At 71.5% G+C, this 23,714-nt stretch carries 31 protein-coding genes and 1 pseudogene; 3 read left to right on the forward strand and 29 right to left on the reverse strand.

Annotation, left to right across the window (positions count from 1 at the left end; translation table 11 throughout):
- The 5 genes and pseudogenes from ACFWEK_RS04140 to ACFWEK_RS04160 form a co-directional block, all read right to left on the reverse strand.
- On the reverse strand, window positions 1-1,047 hold a 1,047-nt coding region (locus ACFWEK_RS04140), incomplete at its 3' end, for a peptidase M23 (RefSeq protein ID WP_430553186.1).
- 8 nt (window positions 1,048-1,055) lie between these two features.
- Window positions 1,056-1,967, reverse strand: a complete 912-nt coding sequence (gene ftsX / locus ACFWEK_RS04145) for a permease-like cell division protein FtsX (protein WP_430546888.1) — start codon at window positions 1,965-1,967, stop codon at window positions 1,056-1,058.
- Window positions 1,968-2,338: 371 nt separating this feature from the next.
- Window positions 2,339-3,016, reverse strand: a pseudogene (gene ftsE, locus ACFWEK_RS04150) (cell division ATP-binding protein FtsE); the annotation flags it as partial.
- A 208-nt stretch (window positions 3,017-3,224) separates the two neighbouring features.
- The gene (gene prfB, locus ACFWEK_RS04155; protein WP_429762447.1) at window positions 3,225-4,340 is read right to left on the reverse strand and encodes a peptide chain release factor 2; all 1,116 of its coding nucleotides are present in this window, start codon (window positions 4,338-4,340) and stop codon (window positions 3,225-3,227) included.
- Between the two features lie 80 nt (window positions 4,341-4,420).
- The gene (locus ACFWEK_RS04160; RefSeq protein ID WP_430546887.1) at window positions 4,421-4,804 is read right to left on the reverse strand and encodes an ankyrin repeat domain-containing protein; all 384 of its coding nucleotides are present in this window, start codon (window positions 4,802-4,804) and stop codon (window positions 4,421-4,423) included.
- Between the two features lie 73 nt (window positions 4,805-4,877).
- Here ACFWEK_RS04160 and ACFWEK_RS04165 point away from each other — a divergent pair, with 73 nt between their 5' ends.
- Entirely contained in the window at window positions 4,878-5,423 is a 546-nt protein-coding gene (locus tag ACFWEK_RS04165; RefSeq protein ID WP_430553187.1) for a putative glycolipid-binding domain-containing protein, read from the forward strand.
- Between the two features lie 4 nt (window positions 5,424-5,427).
- On the opposite strand, the gene ACFWEK_RS04170 is transcribed toward ACFWEK_RS04165, so the two are convergent.
- The 22 genes from ACFWEK_RS04170 to ACFWEK_RS04275 all read right to left on the reverse strand — a co-directional run bounded on the left by ACFWEK_RS04170 (window position 5,428) and on the right by ACFWEK_RS04275 (window position 20,468).
- Window positions 5,428-6,642, reverse strand: coding sequence for a globin domain-containing protein (locus ACFWEK_RS04170; RefSeq protein ID WP_430553188.1), 1,215 nt, complete (start codon window positions 6,640-6,642; stop codon window positions 5,428-5,430).
- A gap of 65 nt (window positions 6,643-6,707) precedes the next feature.
- Window positions 6,708-7,151 carry an RrF2 family transcriptional regulator gene (locus ACFWEK_RS04175; protein ID WP_430546884.1) on the reverse strand — a complete coding sequence of 148 codons (444 nt, stop codon included), beginning with the start codon at window positions 7,149-7,151 and terminating at the stop codon, window positions 6,708-6,710.
- Between the two features lie 108 nt (window positions 7,152-7,259).
- Entirely contained in the window at window positions 7,260-7,745 is a 486-nt protein-coding gene (locus ACFWEK_RS04180; protein WP_430546883.1) for a hypothetical protein, read from the reverse strand.
- A complete protein-coding gene (locus ACFWEK_RS04185; protein ID WP_430553189.1) occupies window positions 7,742-8,239 on the reverse strand; it encodes a pilus assembly protein in 498 nt (165 codons plus the stop codon). The genes ACFWEK_RS04180 and ACFWEK_RS04185 overlap by 4 nt, the downstream gene beginning before the upstream one ends.
- Window positions 8,236-8,673 carry a TadE/TadG family type IV pilus assembly protein gene (locus ACFWEK_RS04190; protein ID WP_430553210.1) on the reverse strand — a complete coding sequence of 146 codons (438 nt, stop codon included), beginning with the start codon at window positions 8,671-8,673 and terminating at the stop codon, window positions 8,236-8,238. Before ACFWEK_RS04190 ends, ACFWEK_RS04185 begins: the two co-directional genes overlap by 4 nt.
- 11 nt (window positions 8,674-8,684) lie before the next feature.
- Entirely contained in the window at window positions 8,685-9,089 is a 405-nt protein-coding gene (locus ACFWEK_RS04195; RefSeq protein WP_430546881.1) for a VOC family protein, read from the reverse strand.
- Window position 9,090: 1 nt separating this feature from the next.
- Window positions 9,091-9,291: a hypothetical protein gene (locus ACFWEK_RS04200; RefSeq protein ID WP_430553190.1), complete on the reverse strand. Its 201-nt coding sequence runs from the start codon at window positions 9,289-9,291 to the stop codon at window positions 9,091-9,093.
- Window positions 9,292-9,350: 59 nt separating this feature from the next.
- Entirely contained in the window at window positions 9,351-10,292 is a 942-nt protein-coding gene (locus ACFWEK_RS04205) for a type II secretion system F family protein (RefSeq protein ID WP_430553191.1), read from the reverse strand.
- Window positions 10,289-11,146: a type II secretion system F family protein gene (locus tag ACFWEK_RS04210; RefSeq protein WP_430553192.1), complete on the reverse strand. Its 858-nt coding sequence runs from the start codon at window positions 11,144-11,146 to the stop codon at window positions 10,289-10,291. Before ACFWEK_RS04210 ends, ACFWEK_RS04205 begins: the two co-directional genes overlap by 4 nt.
- Complete coding sequence (locus ACFWEK_RS04215) at window positions 11,146-12,375, reverse strand: CpaF family protein (RefSeq protein WP_430553193.1); 1,230 nt, start codon at window positions 12,373-12,375, stop codon at window positions 11,146-11,148. The genes ACFWEK_RS04210 and ACFWEK_RS04215 overlap by 1 nt, the downstream gene beginning before the upstream one ends.
- Window positions 12,273-13,001: a hypothetical protein gene (locus ACFWEK_RS04220; protein ID WP_430553194.1), complete on the reverse strand. Its 729-nt coding sequence runs from the start codon at window positions 12,999-13,001 to the stop codon at window positions 12,273-12,275. Before ACFWEK_RS04220 ends, ACFWEK_RS04215 begins: the two co-directional genes overlap by 103 nt.
- On the reverse strand, window positions 12,998-13,318 hold the full coding sequence (locus ACFWEK_RS04225) for a hypothetical protein (RefSeq protein WP_430553195.1): 321 nt from the start codon (window positions 13,316-13,318) through the stop codon (window positions 12,998-13,000). Before ACFWEK_RS04225 ends, ACFWEK_RS04220 begins: the two co-directional genes overlap by 4 nt.
- Window positions 13,318-14,172, reverse strand: coding sequence for a phage major capsid protein (locus ACFWEK_RS04230; protein WP_430553196.1), 855 nt, complete (start codon window positions 14,170-14,172; stop codon window positions 13,318-13,320). Before ACFWEK_RS04230 ends, ACFWEK_RS04225 begins: the two co-directional genes overlap by 1 nt.
- Window positions 14,173-14,292: 120 nt before the next feature.
- Window positions 14,293-14,460: a hypothetical protein gene (locus ACFWEK_RS04235; protein WP_430553197.1), complete on the reverse strand. Its 168-nt coding sequence runs from the start codon at window positions 14,458-14,460 to the stop codon at window positions 14,293-14,295.
- A 17-nt stretch (window positions 14,461-14,477) separates the two neighbouring features.
- The gene (locus tag ACFWEK_RS04240) at window positions 14,478-14,912 is read right to left on the reverse strand and encodes a hypothetical protein (protein ID WP_430553198.1); all 435 of its coding nucleotides are present in this window, start codon (window positions 14,910-14,912) and stop codon (window positions 14,478-14,480) included.
- 11 nt (window positions 14,913-14,923) lie between these two features.
- The gene (locus ACFWEK_RS04245) at window positions 14,924-15,451 is read right to left on the reverse strand and encodes a hypothetical protein (protein WP_430553199.1); all 528 of its coding nucleotides are present in this window, start codon (window positions 15,449-15,451) and stop codon (window positions 14,924-14,926) included.
- Window positions 15,448-16,773 (reverse strand): phage portal protein, encoded by a 1,326-nt coding sequence (locus ACFWEK_RS04250; protein WP_430553200.1) that lies wholly within the window; start codon window positions 16,771-16,773, stop codon window positions 15,448-15,450. Before ACFWEK_RS04250 ends, ACFWEK_RS04245 begins: the two co-directional genes overlap by 4 nt.
- A gap of 8 nt (window positions 16,774-16,781) precedes the next feature.
- The gene (locus ACFWEK_RS04255; protein ID WP_430553201.1) at window positions 16,782-18,167 is read right to left on the reverse strand and encodes a terminase large subunit domain-containing protein; all 1,386 of its coding nucleotides are present in this window, start codon (window positions 18,165-18,167) and stop codon (window positions 16,782-16,784) included.
- 478 nt (window positions 18,168-18,645) lie between these two features.
- The gene (locus tag ACFWEK_RS04260; protein WP_430553202.1) at window positions 18,646-18,960 is read right to left on the reverse strand and encodes a hypothetical protein; all 315 of its coding nucleotides are present in this window, start codon (window positions 18,958-18,960) and stop codon (window positions 18,646-18,648) included.
- A gap of 14 nt (window positions 18,961-18,974) precedes the next feature.
- The gene (locus ACFWEK_RS04265) at window positions 18,975-19,724 is read right to left on the reverse strand and encodes a hypothetical protein (RefSeq protein ID WP_430553203.1); all 750 of its coding nucleotides are present in this window, start codon (window positions 19,722-19,724) and stop codon (window positions 18,975-18,977) included.
- Window positions 19,725-19,776: 52 nt separating this feature from the next.
- On the reverse strand, window positions 19,777-20,169 hold the full coding sequence (locus tag ACFWEK_RS04270) for a hypothetical protein (protein WP_430553204.1): 393 nt from the start codon (window positions 20,167-20,169) through the stop codon (window positions 19,777-19,779).
- A gap of 104 nt (window positions 20,170-20,273) precedes the next feature.
- Window positions 20,274-20,468, reverse strand: a complete 195-nt coding sequence (locus ACFWEK_RS04275) for a helix-turn-helix transcriptional regulator (RefSeq protein ID WP_430553205.1) — start codon at window positions 20,466-20,468, stop codon at window positions 20,274-20,276.
- A 101-nt stretch (window positions 20,469-20,569) separates the two neighbouring features.
- Here ACFWEK_RS04275 and ACFWEK_RS04280 point away from each other — a divergent pair, with 101 nt between their 5' ends.
- Together ACFWEK_RS04280 and ACFWEK_RS04285 are read left to right on the forward strand one after the other, a co-directional pair.
- Complete coding sequence (locus ACFWEK_RS04280; RefSeq protein WP_430553206.1) at window positions 20,570-21,220, forward strand: helix-turn-helix domain-containing protein; 651 nt, start codon at window positions 20,570-20,572, stop codon at window positions 21,218-21,220.
- A 9-nt stretch (window positions 21,221-21,229) separates the two neighbouring features.
- Window positions 21,230-22,330, forward strand: coding sequence for a tyrosine-type recombinase/integrase (locus ACFWEK_RS04285; RefSeq protein ID WP_430553207.1), 1,101 nt, complete (start codon window positions 21,230-21,232; stop codon window positions 22,328-22,330).
- 28 nt (window positions 22,331-22,358) lie between these two features.
- Here ACFWEK_RS04285 and ACFWEK_RS04290 read toward each other — a convergent pair whose 3' ends face one another.
- Both ACFWEK_RS04290 and ACFWEK_RS04295 read right to left on the reverse strand, forming a co-directional pair.
- The gene (locus ACFWEK_RS04290) at window positions 22,359-22,652 is read right to left on the reverse strand and encodes a hypothetical protein (protein ID WP_430553208.1); all 294 of its coding nucleotides are present in this window, start codon (window positions 22,650-22,652) and stop codon (window positions 22,359-22,361) included.
- 114 nt (window positions 22,653-22,766) lie between these two features.
- Window positions 22,767-23,669: an alpha/beta fold hydrolase gene (locus tag ACFWEK_RS04295; protein WP_430553209.1), complete on the reverse strand. Its 903-nt coding sequence runs from the start codon at window positions 23,667-23,669 to the stop codon at window positions 22,767-22,769.
- Window positions 23,670-23,714 lie beyond the last annotated feature (45 nt).

The raw sequence follows: 23,714 nt of genomic DNA on the forward strand, positions 1-23,714 counted from the left end.
CCCCCCGCCACCGCCACCGCCGCCCCCGCCGGAGCCGCCACCGCTGCTGGAGCCACCGCCCCCACCGCCGCCGCCGTTGCTCCGGCGCTCGGCGGCCGCCTTCTTGCGGGCCGCCTCCTCCGCCTTGCGGCGCTCCTCGGCGAGCCGGGCGTCGCGGGCCTTCTGCTTGGCGATGATGTCCTTGAGCTGCGCCTCGAGGCTCTGCTGCGCCTGCTCGTTCGCCTTGAGCTCCTCGAGAGCGTTCGCCTTCTGCGCCTCGATCGACGCCTTGAGCTTGCGCTGCTTGGAGATGAGGCGCTCGACCTCGGCCTTGCGGTCCGCGGCCTCCCGCTGCGCCTTCTCCGCGGCGACGACGTTGGCGTCGGCCTCCCGCTTGAGGTCCTCGATCGCCGACCGGATGGCGTCGAGGCGCGCCTGCTGGTTGCGGGCCACCGCCTCGGCGTCCTGCAGGTCGGTCAGGGTGCGCGCCTGGCTGCGCGCCGCCGACGACGAGACGGCGAACTCCTCGAGGAAGTCCTCGGTGGACTGGGCCCCGGTGACGATGCCCAGGGTGCTCGTGTCGTCGCCGTTGCGGTACGCCTGGCGCGCCATCTGCACGACGTCGGCGCGCGCCGCGTCGACCTTGCCCTTGCCCGCCTCGATCTGGTCGGAGACGGCGGCCTCCTCGGCCTCGGCGTCGGACAGCCGCTGCGCCAGGATCGCGGCCTTGCGCCGCGCCTCCTCGAGCCGCGCCTCCGCGGCCGCCAGCTCGGCCTGCGCCACCGGGAGGCGGCCCTCGACCTCGTTGAGGTCCAGCACCGCCTGGCGGTACTTGGCGTTGGTGTCCTCGAGCTCCTCCTGCAGGCCGTCGCGCTCGCGCTCCTTCGCGCGCTGCTTCGCCTCGGCGGCGGCCCGCTGGTCGTCGATGTCGTCCGCGGCCGCCGAGCGTGCGGACACGCCGGCGGACACCGTCGCCGACGTCGTCGCACCGCCCAGCACCAGGACGGCGGCCACGAGCCCGCCGACCGCGCGCCGGCCGACGCCGGGGGACATCCTCAGGGTCGTCATCTGCGATCTCACACCCTCGTGTACCGGTTGAGCGTCACCACGGACGACACCACCGCAAGGAGCACGGCGATGCCGATGAGCAGCGGCGCGACGAACAGGACGTCTCCCACGTCCACGTACGCGACCCAGTCGACGGAGTCCTGCAGCCAGTCCGTCACCAGGTACTGCACCGCGAGCCAGAGCCCGCCCACGGCGAGCAGCGCGCCCACCAGCGCGGCGATCGCGCCCTCCAGCATGAAGGGCAGCTGCACGAAGAGGTTCGACGCGCCGACCAGGCGCATGATGCCGGTCTCGCGTCGGCGCGAGACGGCGGAGAGCCGGATCGTCGTCGTGATGAGCAGCACCGCCGCGAGCAGCATCACGCCCGCGAGCCCCGCGGCCAGCAGCGACGCCCGCCCGAGCGCGAGGAACAACGGCTCGAACACCTCGCGCTGGTCCTCCACGACCTCGACGCCGGCGCGCCCCTCGAGGACGTCGTCGACCACCTGGTACTGCTCCGGATCGACCAGCTTGAGCCGGAACGACGCCTGCATGTCGTCCTCGGTGAGCTGGGTGCCCTGGTAGCCGTCCGGGTAGAGCTCCGTGAACGCGTCGAACGCGTCCGCCTTGCTCTCGAAGTAGGTGGCGGCGACGACGTCGGACAGCTCGGTGTCGATGACCTTCTCGAGCCCGGCGATCTGGTCCTCGGTGGCCTCGCCGTCCGCGCACGTCGGCGCGGTCGAGCCGTCCGGGCAGAGGAAGACGGAGACCTCGACGAGGTCGTACCAGTCGCCCTTGAGCTTGGTGACCTGCGTCTGCAGCAGCGCCGCCGCGCCCACGAAGGTCAGGGACACGAACGTCACGAGGACGACCGAGACCACCATCGACAGGTTGCGCCGCAGGCCCTGGAGGACCTCGGTGAGGACGAACTGGAGCCGCACCCTCAGGCCTCCCGTCCCGCGCGCACGCGCTCGTGCTCGCGCAGCACCTGCTGCACCACCTCGTCCGCGGACGCGCCCGCCGGCTCGGGAACCGAGCGCCTCGGGGCCGGGGTCGGCGCGGCCGGCGCCGCGGGGGCGACGGGACCCTGACCCTGCACGGTCTCCTGCACGGTCTCCTGCACGGTCTCCTGCACGGTCTCCTGCGCAGCCTCCTGCGCCGCCGCCCTCGCGGCCGCCGCCTCGGCGGCCCGCTCTGCCTCGAGGTCCGCCGGCTCGGGCGAGACCTGGACGCGCTGCACCGCCCGCGCGCCGCGACCCGGGGCGTCGAGCACCGGCGTCTGTCCCACCTGCGGCAGGATCGACTCCCGCTCGCCGTAGACCGCGTCGACCTCGTCGCGCACCACCGACCCGGTCGACAGCTCGACGACACGCTTGCGCATCTCGTTGACGATCTCGTCGTCGTGCGTGGCCATGACCACGGTGGTGCCGGTGCGGTTGATCCGGTCGAGCAGCCGCATGATGCCGAGCGACGTGGTGGGGTCGAGGTTGCCCGTCGGCTCGTCGGCCAGCAGGATCTGGGGCCGGTTGACGAACGCCCGCGCGATCGCGACACGCTGCTGCTCGCCGCCGGACAGCTCGTGCGGGAGCCGCTTCTCCTTGCCGTCCAGGCCCACCATCTCCAGCACCTCGGGCACCGTGGTGCGGATGGTGTGCCGCGGCTTGCCGATCACCTGCAGGGCGAAGGCCACGTTCTCGTAGACCGTCTTGCCGGGCAGCAGGCGGAAGTCCTGGAAGACGACGCCGATGCTGCGTCGCAGGGAGGGCACCTTCCAGCTCGACAGCCGGGACAGGTCGCGACCCGCGACGTACACGGTGCCGCCCGTGGGCCGCTCCTCGCGCAGCACGAGCCGCAGGAACGTGCTCTTGCCCGAGCCGGAGGCCCCCACGAGGAAGACGAACTCCCCGCGCGCGACGTCGACGGAGACGTCGTCGAGCGCGGGCCGCGCCCCTCGGGCGTAGACCTTCGAGACGTTCTCGAACCGGATCACGACGTGCCTCTCCCCTGCCAGTCGACCGTGCGGCACCGGGACGGGCACGACGTCACGTCGCGCCTGGGCCGGGGCCGCCCGATTCCCGAGAGTCGCACCCGGTGGGGAGGGTGGCGCGAAGGACACGCCGGTGTGTCGCGGGTCAGGAATGACGCCCGAGGCACCCGTTCAGGGTCTCCCGGCGGCGTCGTCGGCCGGGCGGGGCCCGTCAGGCGGCGTCGGCGCCGCCCGAGCGGCGCCAGCGGATCCCGGCCTCGATGAAGTCGTCGATGGCGCCGTCGAACACGGCCTGCGTGTTCCCGGACTCGTGCTCGGTGCGCAGGTCCTTGACCATCTGGTACGGCTGCAGCACGTAGGAGCGCATCTGGTCGCCCCAGCTCGCCTTGATGTCGCCGGCGAGCTCCTTCTTCTTCGCCGCCTCCTCCTGCTGCCGGATGAGCAGCAGGCGGGACTGCATGACGCGCAGCGCCGCGGCGCGGTTCTGGATCTGCGACTTCTCGTTCTGCATCGACACGACCGTGCCCGTGGGGAGGTGGGTCATGCGCACCGCGGAGTCCGTGGTGTTCACGGACTGCCCGCCGGGGCCCGACGAGCGGAACACGTCGATCTTGAGCTCGGACTCGGGGATCTCGATGGAGTCGGTCTGCTCGATGAGCGGCACCACCTCGACCGCGGCGAACGACGTCTGGCGGCGGCCCTGGTTGTCGAACGGCGAGATGCGCACCAGGCGGTGCGTGCCCGCCTCGACGGACAGGTTGCCGAACGCGTACGGGGCGTTCACCTCGAACGTGGCCGACTTGAGCCCGGCCTCCTCCGCGTAGGAGGTGTCCATCACCTTGGTCGGGTAGCCGTGCCGCTCGGCCCAGCGCAGGTACATCCGCATGAGCATCTCGGCGAAGTCCGCGGCGTCGACGCCGCCGGCGCCCGCGCGGATCGTCACGACGGCCTCGCGGGCGTCGTACTCGCCGGACAGCAGGGTCCGCACCTCGAGCGCGTCGAGGTCCTTGCGGATGACGGCGACCTCCGTCTCGGCCTCCGTCAGCGAGTCCTCGTCCTCCATCTCGAGCCCCAGCTCGACCAGCGTCTCGACGTCGTCGATCCGGCTGCCGAGCTTCTCGACCCGCTGCAGCTCACCCTGCGCGGTGGACAGCGCGGACGTGACCTGCTGCGCCTTCTCCGGGTCGTCCCACAGGTCGGGGGCGGAGGCCTGCTGCGTGAGGTCGTCGATCTTCGCCTGCAGCGCGGTGGGGTCGCTCACGGCCTCGATGGACTCGAGGGTGGCGCGCAGCGCCTTGATCTCTGCGGGGAAGTCGATGGTGGCCACGATCCTCAAGGTTACCCGCCACGCGAGGCTCCCCCGCCCGACGGCGCCCGTCGCTGCCCGTCGGCCGTCCGCGGCCGGCGTCAGCCCCGCTCGGGCAGGGTGCGGCCGAACATCTGCGCGGTGTCGCGGGCGCTGGGCGTGCCGGCGTCGGGGTCGGCGCCCGCGGCGACGAGCGCCGCGACCACGTCGTCGGAGCCCTTGAAGACGGCGCCCGCCAGCGGGGACTGGCCGCGCGCGTTGACCCGGTCCACGTCGGCGCCCCGCTCGGCGAGACCGCGCACCAGGGCGGCGTGCCCGTGGTACGCCGCCAGCATGAGCAGGGTGTTCCCCGCCGCGTCGGCGTGGTCGGCCGGGACGCCGGCGTCGACGAACTCCAGGAGCAGGTCGGCGCCCGCGCGGGCGAGGTCGAACATCTGGTCCAGGTCCACCGGCAGCTTGTCGGCGGGCGGCGTCTCGTCGGTCATGCGCGCGAATCTACCGGGCGGAGCTCCCGGTCCGGGTCGATGCTGGGGACGGGAGCCGTGGAGGAGGTCGACCATGACGACGTACCGGTGGCGCGGGCTCGGGACCGGCAGCGTCGAGCACCTCGACCTGCTCGCGCGCGACGACAGGGTCCGCGCCCGCTCCGTCGTCGACCTCGGGCCCGTGCGGCTCGAGTACGCGATGGAGCTCGGCACGGAGCAGGGCGACGCGTGGACGTTCCGGGTGCTGCGGCTGCGGTCGTCGGACGGCCGCCAGCTCGACCTGAGCCGGGAGGACGACGACTGGCGGGTGGACGGCGCCGCCCGGCCCGACCTCGCCGAGGCCGTGGACGTGGACCTGTCGTTCAGCCCGTTCACGAACACGCTGCCGATCCGCCGCCTCGACCTCGCGGTCGGGGCGGCGGCCGACATCGTCACGGCGTACGTCGACGGGGAGTCCTTCGAGGTCTCGCCCGACCCGCAGCGGTACACCCGGGTGGACACCGACCGATACGTCTACGAGTCCCGCGACGGCGACTTCCTCCGCGAGATCTCGGTCGACGCGGACGGCCTGGTCGTCGACTATCCCGGGCTGTTCTCCCGCGTCGCCGACGGCGGCTGAGCCGTCAGGCGGCGGCGATCTCCCGGCCCGGCCCGAACACCTCGTGGTGGATGCGGTCGGCGGTGACGCCGCGCCCGAGGAGTGCGGACTGGACGACGGTCATGAAGGGCGCCGGACCGCAGAGGTAGGCGTCGGCGTCGTGGGGGACGTCGACCCCGTCCAGGTCGATGTATCCCGAGCGCAGCCGCTCCTGCACCGGCCGGGTGCCGAGGTCCTCGTACCAGCGGTGCAGCTCGGCCGTCGGGAGGTCGTCGACGAGCGCGCGGAGCTCCGCGCGGTGCGCGTGCCGCGCGGGCGAGCGGTCGGCGTGCAGCACCACGACGCGGCGCGTGGTGCCGACGTCGCGCAGGTGGTGCAGGAAGCCGATCATCGGCGTGATGCCGATGCCGGCCGAGACCAGCACCAGCGGGTTCTCCCCCTCGACCAGGGTGAGCTCGCCGAACGGGGTCGAGACCTCGAGGGCGTCGCCCTCGAAGACGTTGTCGTGCAGGTGGTTGGAGACCTCGCCGGCGGGCGTGACCCCCGCCGGGTCGAGCCCGGGGAGGATCGCCTTCACCGAGACGGCCCAGGCGCCGGGCGACCCGGCGCCCGTGAGGCTGTACTGGCGGATCTGCCGCGCGCCGTCGGGCAGGGTGACGGCCACCGAGACGTACTGCCCGGGGCGTGCGACGGGGAGCGGGGCGCCGTCCGAGGAGACGAGCTCGAGCGAGATCGTGTCGGGCGACTGCTGCACCCGACGGCGGACGTAGACGGTGCGCCAGACGTCGCCGGGCGCCACCCCCGCCTCGGCGTACAGCCCGAGCTCGATCTCGACGAGCGCGTCGGCCATGTCCCAGTAGACCTCGTCCCACGCCGCCGCGACCTCGGGCGTGACGGCGTCGCCGAGCACCTCGACGATGGCGGCGAACAGGTGCTCGTGCACGATCGGGTACTGCTCCGGGAGGATCCCGAGCGAGGCGTGCTTGTGCGCGATCCGGGCCAGGACGGCGCGCGGGTCCGGGCCGTCGTCGACGAGGAGGGTCGCGTAGGCGGCGATGGCCCCGGCGAGCGCCCGCTGCTGGTCGCCGCGGGCCTGGTTGCCCCGGTTGAACAGGTCGCGCTCCAGCTCGGGGTGCGCGGCGAACATGCGCCGGTAGAAGATCGGCGTGATGTCGCCGATCGCTCCGCCGATCGCGGGCAGCGTGGCGCGGACGACGACGGCGGACTCGGGGGTGAGCATGCGTGACTCTCCTGTCTCTTCCTTCGGGGGTCTCCACGTGCGGGCGGGTGCGCCCGGCGCGGACGTCAGCCGGGCGGGCGCGCACCGATGGTGAGCAGCAGGTCCCGGGTGGGTGCGGCGGAGACGTCGGCGATCGTCACCGGGTCGAGGGCCGCGAAGAAGGCCTCGCGGGCGCGGGCGAGGGCCCCGCGCAGCCGGCAGCCGCCGCGCAGCGGGCACGGGTTCGCGCCCTCGCACTCGACGACCTCGCCGTCGCCCTCGAGGGCGCGCGCGACGAACCCGACGGACAGGTCGCGAGCGCCGTCCGCGAGGCGCAGCCCCCCGGCCCGGCCGCGGCGGGCCTCGACGACGCCGAGGTGGCCCAGCCGCGTGACGACCTTCGCGGCGTGCGTCGCCGGCACGTTCAGCTGCTCGGCGAGCGCGCGCGTCGTCGCCGTCCGCTCGGCGTCGAGCACGGCGAGGCGCATGACGATCCGCAGGCCGAGGTCGGTGAAGGCGGTGAGCTGCACACCCGCAGGCTAGCGAAATCGGAATCTTGGATGCGCCTTTTGTGGTGTGGGAAGTTCCACACTCCGCCGGTGGCCTCTCGCGGAGCCACCGCGAGCCGCCCGTGGGGCTCAGCCCGCGCGGGCGGACGACGTCGCGGCGACGGTGAACCCGCCGCCGAACGCGTCCGTGAACCACCGCAGCAGCGGCGGGCGCGACGTGGCCGCCAGCCCGACCTGCGCCGTCCGCCCGTCCGCCGACGTCGCCTCCACGAGGCGCAGGCCGTCGAGCCCCTGCGCCTCCCCCGGGTGCGCGGCGAGGTAGTCGCGCACCGACTCCTCGACGTCGGCGTCGGTGAGCGTGAGCACGGCCTCCCCCTGCGAGGACGCCGTGCCGTCGTAGAACCGCTCCGGGGGCACGGCGTCGGCCGCGTCGGCCGCGACGGCGTCCGCGAGGTCGTAGAGGTGCTTGCGGTCGAGGTGCACGGCGGTCGCCGACGCCACCGTGCCGACCAGCATCAGCGCCAACGCCACCACGCCGGCCGTGAGCAGCATGATCCGGCCGTCCTCCGGTCCGGGCCCGGCCTGCGTGCCGCCCTGCGGGCGTCGCCGGGTCACGACCGCGCCGTCGCGTACTCGTCGACCGTCGCGACGTGCGTCGCGGCGACCGGGATCTCCAGCGGCAGCCAGCCGCGCAGCGCCTCGGGCACGAACGGCAGCGGCACCGCCAGCCGTGCCCGCACCCCCACCGTCGCTCCCGGCGTGAGGCACGGGTCGGCCGAGCACTCCAGGGACACGGAACCGTCGGCGACGGCGAAGCCCTGGTCGCCGAACGCGATCCCGGCCGCCGCCCGGGCCCGCTCCGCGCCCGACGCGGAGGAGTCGGCCGTCACCATCGCCCGGCCCGCCTCCCGCGCCGCGCCCTCGACGGCGAACGCCCCGGCCTGCACCTGCGCGACCGTGAGCACCAGGTACACCAGCGGCACCAGGAGCAGCACCGCCGTGCCGAGGAACTCCACCAGCGCGGCGCCCGCCTCGGGGTCGGGCCCCTCGGGCTCCTGTCCCGGTTGCGCCCGCTGCCCGCGCGACGACCGCTGCCCCGGCGCGCTCACGCCTCCTCCAGCGCGTGGCCCTGGAGCGTGAGCACCCCGGACGGTCCGATCAGGCCGACCACCGGGAGCGGCACCTGCACCGTCACCTCCACGACGTCGAGGCCGTCCTGCACGGCGCGGCGCACCGAGACGTCGTCGGCGTACCGGGACCCGAGCGCGGCGGTCAGCAGCTCCTGCGTCCGGGCGGCACCGTTCGCCAGGTCGCGGTCGGCGCGCGCGGCCACGCGCGCACCCTCCGCGGCGGCGTCGATCGCGAGCGCGCGCACGTGCATCGCCAGCGCGACCTGCACCACGGCGAGGAACAGCGCGAGCACCAGTGCGGACACCATGACGAACTCCGCGACGGCGGATCCCCGCTCGCCGTCCCGCCCCGTGGCAGGCGCAGACGTGGCAGGCGCAGACGTGGCAGGCGCCGAGGTGACAGGCGCGGGCACGGCCGGTGCCGTCACGTGCTGCCCTCCTCGACCGGCGGCGCCCAACCGGGACGCGGGATGAGGCAGAACGGGTGACCGGCGGGGTCGGCGTACACGTCGCCCTCCCCCGCGCCCGGCGCGGCGGCGGTGAGCCGACGGGCACCGAGCGCGAGCACGCGTGCGTGCGCGTCCGCCACGTCGTCGACCATGACGTCCAGGTGCATCTGCTGCGGCCGTGCCGGGTCGCCCCAGTCCGGTGCCTGGTGGTGCGGGGCACGCTGGAACGCGAGGCCGGAGTGCCGGTCGCTGCGCGCCACCACGACGAAGTCGTCGTCCGCGTACGTCACGTCCTGGCCGAGCACGGCCGACCAGAACTCCGCGAGGCCCCGCGGGTCCGGGCAGTCGATGATCAGGTGGTGCAGCCGGCCGATCGCCACGTCACGGACCCGTGACGCTCGTGATCGCCCGCGTGAACGTGTCCTCGAGTAGCGGGCCCGCGATCGCCCACAGCGCCACGACCAGCCCTGCCGTCATCAGCGTCACGAGCACCCAGCCCGGCACGTCGCCGCGCTCCGGGTCATCGGCATCAGGGCGCCCGGGCGGCAGGTTGTCGTTCTCGTCGTGCGTCTTGTCGTGCATGGTCGGTCCTTTCGGTGGCACCGCGCGGAGGCGGCGAGGTCGGATGTCGGCGCGCACGTTCACAACCCGATCTGCAGGGTGGCGAGGGACGGGAAGACGGCAAAGACGACGGTGATCGGCAGGATGAGGAAGACCACGGGCACGAGCATCGCGACCTCCTTCTTGCCACCTGCTTCCATGAGGGCCCGGCGCCCGGACTCACGCACGTCCTGCGCCTGTGCGCGCAGCACGTCGGCGAGCGGGGTGCCGCGCTCCAGCGCGACGGCGACGCCCTCGGCGAAGCGGGTGAGCGACGGCAGCCCGGTCCGGTCCGCCATGGCCGTGAGGGCGCCCGCGATGGGCGCCCCGGCGCGGACGTCGGCGAGCATCGTGGAGATCTCGCCGGACAGCTCGCCTCGGGCGGTGGCGGCGACCCGTTCGAGAGCGGGCACCGGCCCCTCGCCCGCCGTGACGGCCAGGGCGAGCAGCTCGGCGACGGTCGGGAACTCGGCGAGCATCCGCTCCTCGCGCCGGTGGACGGCGCGACTCAGCCACTGGTCGCACAGGACGAACCCGCCGGCGCCGCACAGCAGCACGAGCGCCGCCAGCGGGACCGGTGCGGACCCGCGCGTCGCGGCGAGGAGCAGCGCGAGCACGAGCCCGCCCGCGAGCCCCAGCGCCGTCGAGACGACCTGCCGCGCCCGGAACCCCTCGACGCTCTCGCGCCAGCCCGCGCGGTCGAGCCGCCGACGCACGTCCGCGCGGGACGACCCGAGCCGTTCGAACCAGTGCGCGGCGTCCGCGACCCAGGGAGCGAGCAGCCGCTCGACCACGGGGAACGGGGTGTGGACGGGCTGCTCGCGGAGCAGGCCGGACGTGGCGTCACGAGGGCGCAGCGCCGGGGCCAGGCGCTCGTCGAGGGTCGCCCGGCGGGCACGGATCCGCGAGATCACGAGCAGGAGGCCGAGGCCACCGAGCAGCCCCACGACGGCGCCGACGCCGGAGACGCCGGGGACCGTCATCGCAGCACCCGGCCTTCCTCGGGCAGCCGCCCGATCCGACGCATCAGCCAGTACGCGAGCACCGACGTGGCCGCCCCCGCCGCGAGGACCGCGACCCCCGCCGCCGAGTTGTACGCCTGCGCCGTCTCCGGCCGCGTCGCGAGGAACGCCAGGACCACCCAGGGGCCGGCGGCCGCGAGCCGGGCGCCGTTGACCGTCCACGACTGCCGCGCCTCGAGCTCGCCCCGCGTCCGCGCGTCCTCGCGCAGGAACGACGACAGGGTGCGCAGCAGGCGGCCCAGGTCCGTGCCGCCCACCTCGCGCGTCAGCCGGAGCGCCTCCACGATCCGGTCCGCCACCGGGTCGGCGAGCCGCGCCTTGAGCAGGTCGAGGCACTCCCCGAACCGCCCGGTCGCGCGGTAGTCCGCCGCGAACCGCGCGAACGGCTCGCGGAGCTCCACCGGCCCGCGCTCGCTCAGCTGTGCCACCGCCTCCGGCAGCGAGAGCCCGGCCCGCACGCCCGACGCGAGGTGGTCGACCACCTCGGGCCAGACCTCGCGCAGGTCCCGTCGCCGCTTCCTGGCCCGCACCCGCACCAGCAGCTCGGGCGCGGCGGCCGCCATCAGCGCGAAGCAGGCCGCGATGGCGGGCGAGCGGGTCAGCGCCAGCCCGGCGAGCAGCACGACGACGCCCGCCGCCGCGCTGAGCCACCACAGCGCGGCCGGGGTCACCGACGGAGCCCCCGCCTGGACGAGCAGGTCCTGGACGGCCGCGGACCGCCCGGCACGACGCCGCGGGCGTGCGGGCGCCTCCCAGCACGACAGCCACACGCACGCCAGGCCGGCACCGAGCAGCAGCCCCACGACGACGCCCATCAGCGGCCCCCGGCCAGCAGCGCCCGGACGTCGACGCCGGCGCGCGCGAAGCGCTCCTCGCCGGGCGGGAAGCCGTCGCCCCGCACCAGGTCGCCGCCCTGCTCGGCGGGCAGGCGGTGGAAGATCCCGGCGGTCTCGACCCGGTCCCCCTCGACGCGTCCCGTGACGGCCACGACCTCCCGGACCTGTCGCGCGCCGTCCGCGGCGACGTCCAGGTGCACCACCAGGTCGATCGCCGACGCCACCGTCGGGACGACGAAGCGGTCGGAGACGTTCTCGCCCGCGAGCAGCGGCAGCGTGCACATCTTCGTGACCGCCTCGCGCGCCGAGTTCGCGTGCACGGTGCACATCCCGGGGATGCCGGCGTTGAGCGCCACGAGCATGTCGAAGCTCTCTGCCTCGCGCACCTCGCCGATGACGATGCGGTCCGGTCGCATCCGCAGCGCCTCCTTGACCAGCCGGCGCAGCGGGATCTCGCCGGTGCCCTCCAGGCTGGGCTGCCTGCACTGCATGGCCACGTGGTCGCGGGCGGCGAAGCGCACCTCGAAGACCTCCTCGCAGGAGATCACGCGCTGCCCCGCGGGGATCGAGCCGGCGAGGGCGTTGAGCATCGTCGTCTTTCCCGCCTGGGTCGCGCCCGAGACGAGCACGTTCAGCCCGGCGCGCACCGCGGCGTCGAGGAAGGCGGCCGCGTGGGTGGTGAGTGAGCCCAGCCGCACCAGGTGGTCGAGGTGGTCCGCGCGCACCAGGTGCTTGCGGATGTTGACGGCCATGTGCTCGCGCGTGACGTCGGGGATGACCACGTGCAGGCGCTCACCGCCCGGGAGCGAGGCGTCGACGAACGGGCTGCTCAGGTCGAGGCGGCGGCCGGACGCCTTGAGCATCCGCTCCACGAGGTCGCGCACCTGGACGGCGGTGAGGATCGTCGTCGTGAGCTCGGGGACGCCGCGCCGGGCGACGAACACCTTGGCGGGAGAGTTGATCCAGAACGACCCGCCGAGCGATGGCCGGTACCGACTAGTGCCAGGACCGTTGGAATTCTGCCGTTCCCGCGTTGGCCCGCAACGGCCAGATCGTGACCGTTGCGGACCTCTTGCGGACTCTCTGCGGACTGAGGATGTCTCAGTTAGCCCGTGACGAGCTTGATAGGGACGGTGAGCGTGAGGTCCCTTCCACGTCGCCGGCGCAGCATCTCGGGACCGGCGCTCTGGTAGAGCTGACCGCGCCACCGGATGCGGTGGTTCACCGCGTCGAAGGAGCAGGCCGGGAGGATCACCCGCAGCGACTCAAGGAACGCGGTGCGCCCGTCCTCGCTGTTGTCGATGCCTGCGGTCTGGTAACCGACATAGGCGGGCAGGGTCGCCAGGGTGACGTCTCCATCCCCGACGATGTCGACCTCGTCGTGCAGGTGCGAGGTCGTGCCCGTGACCGTGATCGCGCCGGGGATTGGCCCGTCAGGTCCGCCAACGACGAGGGCCGTGAGGTATGCATCTGCGATGCCCCATGACGTGTCGGTGTCGGTCGTGAACGTCAGGGTCGCGGTCTCGGCGCTGGCGGTGAAGTCCACGGACGCGGTGCCGACGGCGAGGTTGACCGACTGTCCTTCGACTGTGACGGTCCAGTCCCCGAGCTCGTCCGGGTAGTCGAAGCCGGTCACGACCACGGAGACGGTGTAGGTGTCGCCGACAGTCAGTCCCGTTACCGTCCGCGATGCCGCTTCGCCGGGGTTGGAGGTGCGCAAGAGCAGGCACAGCGGTGACGTGCCCGCGAGTCGCTGCATCGCTCCCGACCAGTTGGCGAGGTCTCCGCTAGCGACACCGGGTGCGGTGTAGTCGAGGTCTACCACGGTCGTCACGCGGTCCTCCGGCGGTAGAGGTGCAGGATCGCCAGCTCGGGCAGCGTGAAGCCGTGGAGCACGGCGGGGTTCTCCGCGTAGTCGGCCGTCTGGTAGCGGCTGACCTGCTCGGGGTTGGCGGTGAGGCGCGCGCACGCGGAGACGATGACGGCCTCGAGGTCGGCGTTCGGCTCGCTGTCTGCGAAGCCGTTGCCGCGCACGTAGGCCCGGACGAAGGCAGTGACGATGGGTAGATGCTGCTGGGCAAGGCTGACGATGGCGACCTCGTCAGCCTTGCCCAGGTACCCAGCGACCTGCTCGGCGCTGGGAGCCGGCATCAGGCGGCCGTCACCGGGATGGTCACGACGGCGTCATCGTTCATCGGTGCGACGTCGTAGCGGGCCACCACGCGGAGGGCCTGCTGGTCGTAGTCCGCGTACCGCTCGGTCAGGACGGTGACGGACGGGGCCAGGTCGCGCGCGACGGCGATCTGGGAGAAGTCCGCGAGCACGATGTGCTCCGACCCGCCCTGACCGACGTACGGCGTGATGGTGACCGGCGCGCCCAGGAGACGGAACACGCCGTCGGCCGTGGGGTCGGGCTGCAGCTGGTACCGCTGCGAGCCGTCCTTGAGCTTGCGCAGGCTCGAGAACGTCGCCGGGGTCATCGCCCAGCGCAGGCCGGCGAGGTTGACGTTCGCACTCAGCGCCAGCGCCCAGGCGTCGTGCAGGTCGTCCAGGGTGACGGCGCCGGCGGTCGCGGCGGTGGACTGCCCGGCGTAGTTCCGGATGCCACGCGGCAGGGTCGCCGACGTGCCGTTGCCCACGCCCCAGAACGTCTTGTCGAGGACGCTCGCGACGTCGGACACCAGGCGGTCCTTGAGCGCGGCGTCCAGGCTCACGACGGACTGGCGGGCCAGCTCGTTCGAGAAGCGGGTAATGGTCTTGACGGACTTGAGCGTCGAGGGCAGAAGCTCGATCTCGTCGAAGTCCGGGTCGACCTCACCGATCACGCCGTTCTCCGCGACGAACGTCGGCGCGGTGGCGGCACCCATCTTCGGGATGCGCACGGGGCGGCCGGGGGTGTCGAAGATGCGGGGGCCGGCGGCGAGGAACGTCGACGCGGCCTCGAGCGGCTTGACGAGGATCGACTGGACCTGCTCGGTGGTGAGCTCGGGGGCGGAAACAGCCATGAGGGTTCTCCTTGAAGGTGTCACGGAAACGGATCGCTTCTCGGACACCAGGCCCACGAGCAGAGGGCGCCGGGTACCAGACCCGACGCCCTCCACTATACCCCATAGGGGTATGGCTATCTACTCGCTCCGAATGGTGAACAGGCTGTCGGTGCGAATCGAGAACACGAGGTGGCCGCTGCCGTCGTAGAACTCGGTGAAGCTGCCCTTTTCCTCGTAGGTGTTTGCCTCAACCTCCTTCTTTGGCACGGGGTCAAACATTCCTTCGTTGATGATGAACTTGGACATCGTCAGACTCCCTTGTCTCAGTTGGCCCCTGCCCGGAGGATTCTGGCGAGGCTGACGTCGTCACTGACGCTCGACGCGCCCTGCCCAACGTCTCCCGTGACCCTACGGCTGGCCAGGTGCGGCTTCCTAGACAGGAGCTCAGAAATCGCCCCCTCAAGCGCCTCAGTGTCGTCCAGGTGGGCCTCGTCGTAGGTCAGGTCCGACGGGTCTGCCAGGCGGCCCGTAGCGGCCACGAGAGCGGTGTGGAGGCGCTGAGCCAACTCGTCGGTCTTCGCGGCCCTCTGGCGGTACTTCCCGGACTCCTGGCGCAGCTTCTCGACGTAGTCCCGCGGGAACGTCTCGGGCTCGGCCTCCTCGGGTGCCTCAACTTCGGGCTGCTCGATCTCGGGGGCCTCCGGGGTCTCGGGCTCGGTGGTCTCGTCCTGCTCGGGGGTGGTGGTGTCAGTCGCCATGACTTGTCCTCTCAGTGGGTGACGATGGTCTGGGTGCATGAGCACCCGGGGTGGTGGAACATCTGGGAGTCGACGCCGAAGACGCGCCCGCCGGCCGCCCAGTCGCGGCACAGCTCGCACGCCGTGCCGGAGACGGTGCGGACCCAGCCGACGATCTCCGGGTGGTGGCCCACGGCCGTCGAGAAAGCGCGCTGCCCGGCCGCCAGCGGCTCGGCACGGCCCAGTCGTGCCACGCGCTCCGGGGTGACCGCAGCGACCGCCAGGAGCGTCCCAGCGGCCTTGTGCAGCCGCTTCGGCTCGCCGGGCTCCACGGACAGCCCCAGGGTTGCCACGGGTTTCCTGAGGGCCGTCATCAGGTTCGCGGCGAGTGCGAGATCCGCGAGGGCCACGGCGCGTGCGTTGCCCTTCACGACGACGGCCGCGATACCTGCCACGGCCTCGTCGTAGGTCAGGGTCCCCTCGCTGAACGCCGCGAAGATGGCGAGCACCTTCGCCTCGGTCGCGGCGCTCAGCTTGGTGAGCTGGTCCCGGAACGTCACGCGGTCAGCTCCTGCAGGTCGACGGCAGCGGAGTCGAGCGCGGTCGTGCGGATCGCCTGGCGCACGCGGTCAACCTGGGCGGGCGTGTAGCCGAGCTGGTCCGCCAGGACCACAGGCAGCGGGACACCGATGCCGGCGAGCTTGGCGGCGGCGTCAGCGGCCTGAGCCACCGTGCGAGTCTCCGGGTTGCTCCACACGGTCTCGACGTCCAGCGCGAACGGGTCCGAGCCGTCGCGCACGGCCACGACGAGGCGGGCGACGTCGGCCCATGCCTGCCCGAACGTGCGGTGCAGCGCGTAGGCCCGAGAGACCAGCGACGCCTCAGCCGAGCGGATCGCGTCGGCGCTCGGAGGCTGGTCACCGTTGAGACCGAGGTAGTGCGGGGGCAGGCCGGTGATCGCGCCGATCTGCTGGGTGAGCATCGCGGCGGCGTCCGTGTACCCGCCCAGTCCGGTCGCCTCGAACTGCCCGAACTTCGTCGCCGGGTCCTCGGACTGCCAGACGTCGTCGAGCGCCACGCTGAACGGCTTCACGGGGTTGCCCTCGTCGTCCTCGATGACCTCGAGGCCGGTCGCCCAGCGGCGAGGCCGGGCGTAGTGCTCCGACGTTACGAGCATGTCGAGGACCAGCTTGTTGAGCGCGTCCGACAGGTCGAGCACGTCGTCCATGTGGGACACCCCGTCCACGTCCAGGAGACGTCCGCGGTTCACCACCGGGACCACGGGCACGACGCCCAGCGGGTTCGGCACCTCGCTCACGACGTCCCAGCCGGTCGTCGGCAGGTTGCCGCCGTCCACGACGCCACCCTTGCTGACGTACCGCGTGATCCGGTCCGGCCCGTACAGGACCGCGTGGCCCTGCCCACCGGCGACCCACCGCTTGAGTGCCGCGGTGACCTCACGGGTCGCCGGGTCCCGCAGGACGGCCACCTGGCGCGGAGACTCGACCGTGACGAGGGGCTGGCCGTTCGCGCCTGCCCACACGATGACGAACGAGCGCCCGTACACGAGCGCGTCGGTGTGGGCCTGAGCAGCGGCGTCCTCGAGCCGGTTGCGACGCCAGATCGACCAGAGGGCCGCGTCGGGCTCGCTGTCCGGGCCGTCGATGCGGAAGCCGGTCACCCGCAGCCGCTCCGCCAGCGCCTCCACTGCGAGCCGGGGGAAGTTGACGGACAGCATCCGGAACTTGTCGCCCAACGCCTCCCTCGACGCCTGAGACAGGAAAGCGGCAGGCTGCTCGCCGTTCCAGTACGAATCGAGCCGCGCCAGCTTCGGGCCGGTCGCGTCGAGCTTGTCGTGAAGGGCCTTGAGGATATCGGTCATGTGAACTCCTATCGAAAGGAGACCGCGCGCTTGCGGGTCACCTTGTTGGAATGGAACGCGGCCCTATCGAAAGCAACAATAGCGGCCACGGCAGCATCAATCTTGCGAGATGAACCGCGCTTGTCTTTTGTCACGAGGTCGCCCTGAGAAGTCGACTTCGCCTTGCAATTGGCAACGTGCGCAGCAAGTCGGGTATCAGCGTCGTGAGTCACGGTCTTCGTGGCCGTGCCCTGGTAAAGACGGTCAGTAGCCGGGGCCATTCGGCCGGCATAGGCGGTGTTGTACTCGACGACGCGCTTCTCGCCGAACTTCTTGGACCACGACTCGAGCTCGGACCGCCAGCCCCACGGGTCGGCGGCCAGCTCCACGACGTCGTACCGCTCGAACGCGGAGATGACGGCCGTGTCGACCTGCCCGCGCGGGACACGCCAACCTCGGTCACCCGGGTTCTCCCAGACGTCCACGACGAACAGGTGCGGGTCGTCGACCGTGCAGCCAACGAGGGCCGTCGAGTCGCCCGACGCGGATCCGTCGAACGCCAGCACAACGCGCTCCCCGTCACGGACCTCGCGGGTCGGGTCGCTGCAGGCGTCCCACTGGCCCCACGGCAGCCACGTCTCCGCCTGACCGACCCACTGCCCGAGCTGGTAGCGCCGGAACGCGGGCTCACGGGTCGTGCGCATGGTCGCCTTCATCGCGTCGATGAACTTGAAGTCGCCGAGCGCCGGGTTGGCGATCTTCCACGCCTTGACGTCGTCCTTGGCGCAGCCCTCAGGAGCCGCGTACTCCTTGAAGAAGAACGCCGGGTCGTCGCCCTGGCGGCCGTGCTCCACGAGCGACCACATGATGCTCTCGGGCGTGTCTGAGGGCGTGGAGATCGCCAGGGTGAGCGAGGTGCGCCGCTTGCCCGCTGCGGACGTCACGGCGTTCCACACGTCCTCTGTGACAACATGCAGCTCGTCCACGATCATGAGCGACGGGTCCCAGCCTTGCAGCGAGTCCACCGTCGCCGGCAGCACACGGAACTCACTGTTCGTGTTCGGCACGACGATGCGGTCCTGGTACATCTGGCACTGGTCCGCCAGGACCGGGTTCAGCTCGATCATGCGGACGGCGGCCTTGAAGACGTGCCCGGCCTGCCGCTCGTCACTGGCGACGACGAGCACCTGAGCAGACTCGACATCGTCCGCGAACAAGCCGTAGACGCCCAGCACGGCCGCGAGCGCCGTCTTCCCGTTGCCTCGAGGCAGAGAGAGAAGACCCTGACGCGGACGCTGACCGCGCATCGGGTACAGCCCGCGCACGATATCGAGCTGCCACTTCCGCAGACGGAAAGGCGTCTTCGCGCCCTCGCCCTTCGGCACCTGCAGGTACTCCTTGGCGAACGCATCCACGCGCTTCCACCCGACCGGCCCCAGGTGGGAAAAGTCCAGAGGCTCAGCGGTTACCGCCTTCTTGGGACCTGCCCTCATGCTTCACCGCCTTTCTGTGACCGGATGTGTAACTGGCTTGATGCCTTACCTGCGGGGTCGTCTCGGAGCGGTCGAAGCCCTTCCCCCCTGGTGCTACCGGGACGCGCCTTTCCTCGAATGGCGTTGTGTCGTCGGCACACCACATCTACGTCGGAAAGGCGGATCGGCTTACCCGCTGCCTTCCGCTCCCACGCGATAGGCAGGTGGTCGACGGTGAGGTCTTCCGTCGTGCCGCAGTCGGAGCAGAACGGCTGCAGTCGACGAGCACGCTCGCTGAGCAGTCGCCAGGCATGGTCGTAGCCGCGTGCCGCGGTTGCTTGCTTCACGGGCTCGGCAAGCTGGTGAGCCGGGCACCTGGACTCAGGGCTCGGCTCACCACACTCGACGCACGCGCGGTAGGTCACTCGGCCTCCGCGCGTCGCACCTGCCGCAGCTCGAGCTCGAGGGCCAGCACGCGCTCGTGGTTCTCCTTGGCCCGGTACTCCCACTTCCGAGCCAGGGCCTTCCACTTCTCGACCTCGGCGGCCAGGGTCTCGGGACCATGCTCGAGCCGCCCGCGCTGTCCGTCGCGGAACTGGTCGAGTGCTTCGTGCATCGCCTCGATGGACTGCAGGTCGAAGCCGAAGGCGCGCTTCGCCAGTGCTCGCAGGCGTCGGGCCAGGGCATCCCGTGAGCCGTTCACTGCCTGCTCGATCTGCTCGTCGGTGTAGGTCATGTGGGTCTCCTTGGTCATGCGGCGTTGGCCGCGAAGATGTGGGGTGCGACCTGCTCGACGACGTGGATCACCGCGTCTGTCGTACTGGGGTGGTCGCAGGCGGCCTGGCACTCAGCGACTGCCGTGTGCATGTCGCCCCTGTACTCGGTCGTCAGGTAGCGGTAGGCCAGCGCGTACCGCTCGTCCTTGTTCGGCTCGGTGGTGGGGAGATGGATCATCAATCCGTCGCGGTCGTTGTCCTCGCGCACGTGCGCGTGCGTTACGGAGGGTGACGACGACGCATGATTGATATTTGGTTTGTCCATGAGTGGTACTGATGTGGTGGGGTGACGCTCATGTCCCCTAGTGACGTCATCCGTGTCACGTAGTGCGTCACTGGTGTCACCTAGTGCGGACACTGATGTCACGTAGTCACCCGGCCGGGTCAGCTCTTCAGGGTCGAGGAGGTTGAGCGCGATCGGGTCCAGAGGCACGGTCAGCGCGTACTCGTCGGCGCGCCCCGCCTGGCGGTTGTGCATCCTGGTGACTGTGAGCAGCTTGGCGTCCCGGAGGGCGTCGAGGTGTCGGCTCACCTGCCGGGGGCTGAGGCCGGCCTCTGCGGCTAGCCGTTCCCGACCGGGGAACATGTCGCCACCGTCGGCGCTCGCGTAGGTCGCGATCATCAGACCCATGCACTTGACCGTGTACGGGAGGTCAGCACGGCGGAGCACTCGCTCCCACTCGAACCGGCCGAAGTTCTGACGGTCCTCCGGGATCTTCACCATGCCGACCTCCCCTCTGCTGTTGTCGTCCGCGTCTCGGCTCTGACGCTGGCGATCAACCGTCCAGCCGGGCGTCGGAGGGCCAGGTGGACGGGTCGTCCCAGCTAATGCCCGTGAATGCGTCCGGCGAATCGAGCGGGATGTCGTCAGGGATGCCATCCAGAGGCGGTGCCCAGGTGATGCGCCAGGGCTCGTCAGGGACGACCTCGGCGCCCCTGAGCCCGAGCGCACGAGCGACGACGACCATCTGCTCGGCGGTGGGCTCGCCGTCGTCCTCGTAGAACCCGAGCACTGCAAGAAGCAGGTTGCGGCGGTCGTACAGCTGGGCCGATCCGTCTTCGAGCGTGACGAGGACGTCCTCGCCGCCGTTCCGCTGGAACTTGATGGGCGCGGTGCCCGTCGTAGAACGAAGCTCGGCGGTGGCGTAGCTAGACTGCTGGGTGAACATGTCGTACCCCTTCGTGGGTGCTGCATCTGCTTGTGAGCGGTTGCCGCCGCTCTCGGGCTTGAGGGACCGTCCCGTTGCCGCGGGGCGGTCCTTCGTCGTTGAGGTCAAGCGGACCTCCGCGCGTCGGCAGTCTCGAACTGCTCGTTTATCCACGCCTCGACGTCGCTACGCCGGTAGACGACTCGCCGCCCGAGCTTGGCGCTACGCGGTCCGGTCCCCTGGAACCTCCAAAACCTGAGAGTCGCTGCCGCGATGCCGGTCTCACGCGAGACGTCCTCCGTCCGCATCAGGTCGTTCATAGCCCCTCCAGCGATCTGTCAGTTCCGACAGCCAGTCTGTCGGCCACAACAAACTCAACACCACTGGACGCCTGCTGTCAAGCACATGTAGCCTGCTCTGCATGACAGATTCGCTAAGTGAGCCGCTGACCACCGACGAGCGGGTCGGGAGAAACGTGCGCCAGGTTCGCGAAAACCGAGGCCTGACACAGCGTGAGCTTGCCAATCGGCTCCGCGCGGCTGGCTGGCAGATCGACACGACAGCACTGACGCGAATCGAGAACGGCTCGCGGTCGCTACGGGTGGCGCAGCTCGACCTGATCGCAACGGCGCTGGAGAGCAGCATCTTTGAGCTGGTCGAGGACGAGCGACACCGGATGCAGGACATGCAGATGGATGCGCATTCGAACCTCGTTGCTGCTCGCAGGGAGCTGGTGACCGCGCTGAATCTGATCTTCAGGGTGGTCAATCACGCGAAGGCGTTCGAGTGGGAGAATCTGGCGGAGCTCGGCCAGCCGGACGTAACGGTCGATGGATACCCCGACCGCGTCGCGCAACGCGTTGCGGAGTATGCCGCGAGCAAGGATGCGGAGCACGTGCAGGCTCTGGAGGGGTACGACGGCGCGAGCGTCGAACAGATGCAGGCAATCGCCAACGCACTCGTCTCGGAGCTGTTCGACACGGGCGAGTTGGTAGACATGGGTGACGGCACCTATCAGCACCGCGGTCTCCCGGATCGCCCTCCGCTGTCTCCTCCGCTGACGATTGCCTGACCTGCCATCATGGCATCGGTCACGAAGCGCCCTGACGGGGCCTGGCGGGCTCGCTACCGCGACGCTGCGGGCAAGGAGCACGCCAAGCACTTCCGGCGGAAGTTTGACGCTCAGCGGTGGCTAGACGAGGTCACTGCGGCCATCGTCACGGGCACCTACGCCGACCCCAAGGCAGGGCGCACCACGTTCGACTCGTGGTGGCGCGACTGGTCCAGCCGCCAGGTTTGGGAAGACACCACGCACACGGCGATGGACCTCACCCGGCGCTCGGTGACGTTTGGGGACGTGCCCCTCAAGGACATCCGTCCGTCGCACCTCGAGAGCTGGGTGAAGGTGATGACGTCAAAGGGTCTCGCGCCCACGACGGTCGCCTCGAGGATGAACGGGGTCCGCGCGGCATTCAAGGCCGCGATCCGTGACCGGCTCATCGTCGTCGATCCGTCTGTGGGCATCGCACTCCCCCGTCAGCGTCGCCGGGAAGCTGCCATGACGATCCCGACCTCGGAGCAGGTGGGCGCGATCCTCGAAGCCTCCGATCCGTACCGTCGACCCCTTGTCTACTTGTCCGCGTTCGCCGGGCTGCGGCTCGGTGAGGTGACCGCCGTGAAGGCGGACGACGTCGACTTTCTTCGCCGGCGCCTGCACGTCGCGCGCCAGGTGCAGCGCAAGAAGGGCGGAGGACTAGCCGAGCGGGCTCCCAAGTACGGCTCCGAGCGTGACGTCTACCTGCCCGACTCGATCGTGCAGATGCTCGCCCAGCACCTCGAGACGTTCGGCACTCCCCAGGACGGGTGGCTCGTCATGGCCGGGAACACCAGTGGCCCGGTTCCCCCGACGACGGCGCACGCCTGGTGGTCGGCCATCACTCGAAACGCCGGGGTCACGGGGATTCGACACCACGACTTGCGGCACTTCTTCGCCTCGGGCTTGATCGCCGCGGGCTGCGACGTCGTCACGGTGCAGCGTGCCCTCGGACACTCGAGCGCCACGGTCACCCTCAACACGTACTCCCACCTCTGGCCCACGGCGGAGGACAAGACGCGGGCAGCGACGGCGGCCCTGGTCTCCGAGGCGATTCCTGCGGACGGCCTGCGGACTCGCCAGGCATGAGAACGCCCTGACCTGCTGCTATAGCAGGTCAGGGCGAGTTGATCCAGATCTCCTCGACCTCGGGGTCGTCGAGGTAGCGCTGCAGCGGGCCGAGTCCGCCGAGCGCGTCGACGACGGCGCGCGCGGTGCCCTGCGGGTCCGCGAGCGCCGGGACGACGCCGCGCGTGGCGCGCTCGGTGTAGTCGGCGGAGGCCTCCGCGACGAGGCGCTCCAGCCCGGCCCGGTCGCGGACGGGGTCGAGGGCTCGACGGCGCACGAGCTCGCGCACCTCGTGCTCGAGGAGCGCGGCAGCGTCGGCGGGCGCCAGCGTGTCGATCGACACTGATCTGTCCTCTCGTCGGTGCCCTCATCGGCGGCGAAAGCGGCACCAGAGTAGGGGACCCGGGCAATCGCCCGGGTCCGCCCTGTGGACAACCCGGGCGAAGGTCTCGTACCGCTACCCGGGACCGCCTCCGCGGGACGCTGCCAGAAACCCTCTGACCAGCGACGACGCCACGTCGGGCTGGTCGTAGGTGACGATGTGGCCGGCGTCTCGGATGGTGGTCAGGCGGGCGCCCGGGGCCGCCGCGGCGGCCGCGGTCAGCTCCTCGTGCCCGACGAGCGGGTCGCGGTCGCCTCGGACCCACAGCGACGGCACCCGGAGCCCCGGCAGGCGGGGCAGGTGGTCGAGCGCCATGCCGAACGGCCCGTAGGCACGGACCATCCAGTCGTCCAGGGCGGGCTCCCCGTGGGCCGCCTTCGCCCGAGCCTCCTGGACGACGAGCGCGACGATCTCCTCGAAGCCCTCCGTGGACTCGCCTGCCACGAGGTTGTCCGCCATCGACCGGCGCACCACGGCGGGCCGCCGCGCCAGCCAGCGACCGGTGAGGCGCAGCAGGCCGGGCGTGCGCAGCGCGAGCCAGGTGACCAGCTGGGCGCGGCGGCGCCGGCCGATGCCTCCCGGCCCGATCGCCACGAGCGCGTCCACGCGCTCCGGGTGGTCCAGGGCGAACCCCACCGCGACGCCGGCCCCCAGGGACAGCCCCACCAGCGCGACGCGCTCCAGCCCGAGGGCGTCCAGCAGGTCGCCGAGGAAGGCGCGGTAGAACGCGTCGTCGAGCAGCCCCTCCCACGGGCGGCTGCCACCGTGCCGCGGCAGGTCGACGAGGTGCACCCGGTGGTCCGCCGCGAGGTCGCCCGCGACATGGCGCCACACCCCTGCCGCCGTGTCGAGCATGCCGCCGTGCAGCAGCAGCACCGGCGGCCCGGTGTCGCCGGCGCGGTAGTGGCGCACGGGCCCGCCGGCGACGGTCAGGTCGGTCCAGGTGGCGAAGACGCCCGCCACGGCACGGTCGGTCACGGTTCCTCCAGGAGGTCGAGCTGGCGGTCGAGGCGGGCGAGGTCC

Origin of the sequence: Isoptericola sp. NPDC060257, from assembly GCF_042726645.1 — a bacterium.
Taxonomy (GTDB): domain Bacteria; phylum Actinomycetota; class Actinomycetes; order Actinomycetales; family Cellulomonadaceae; genus Isoptericola; species Isoptericola nanjingensis.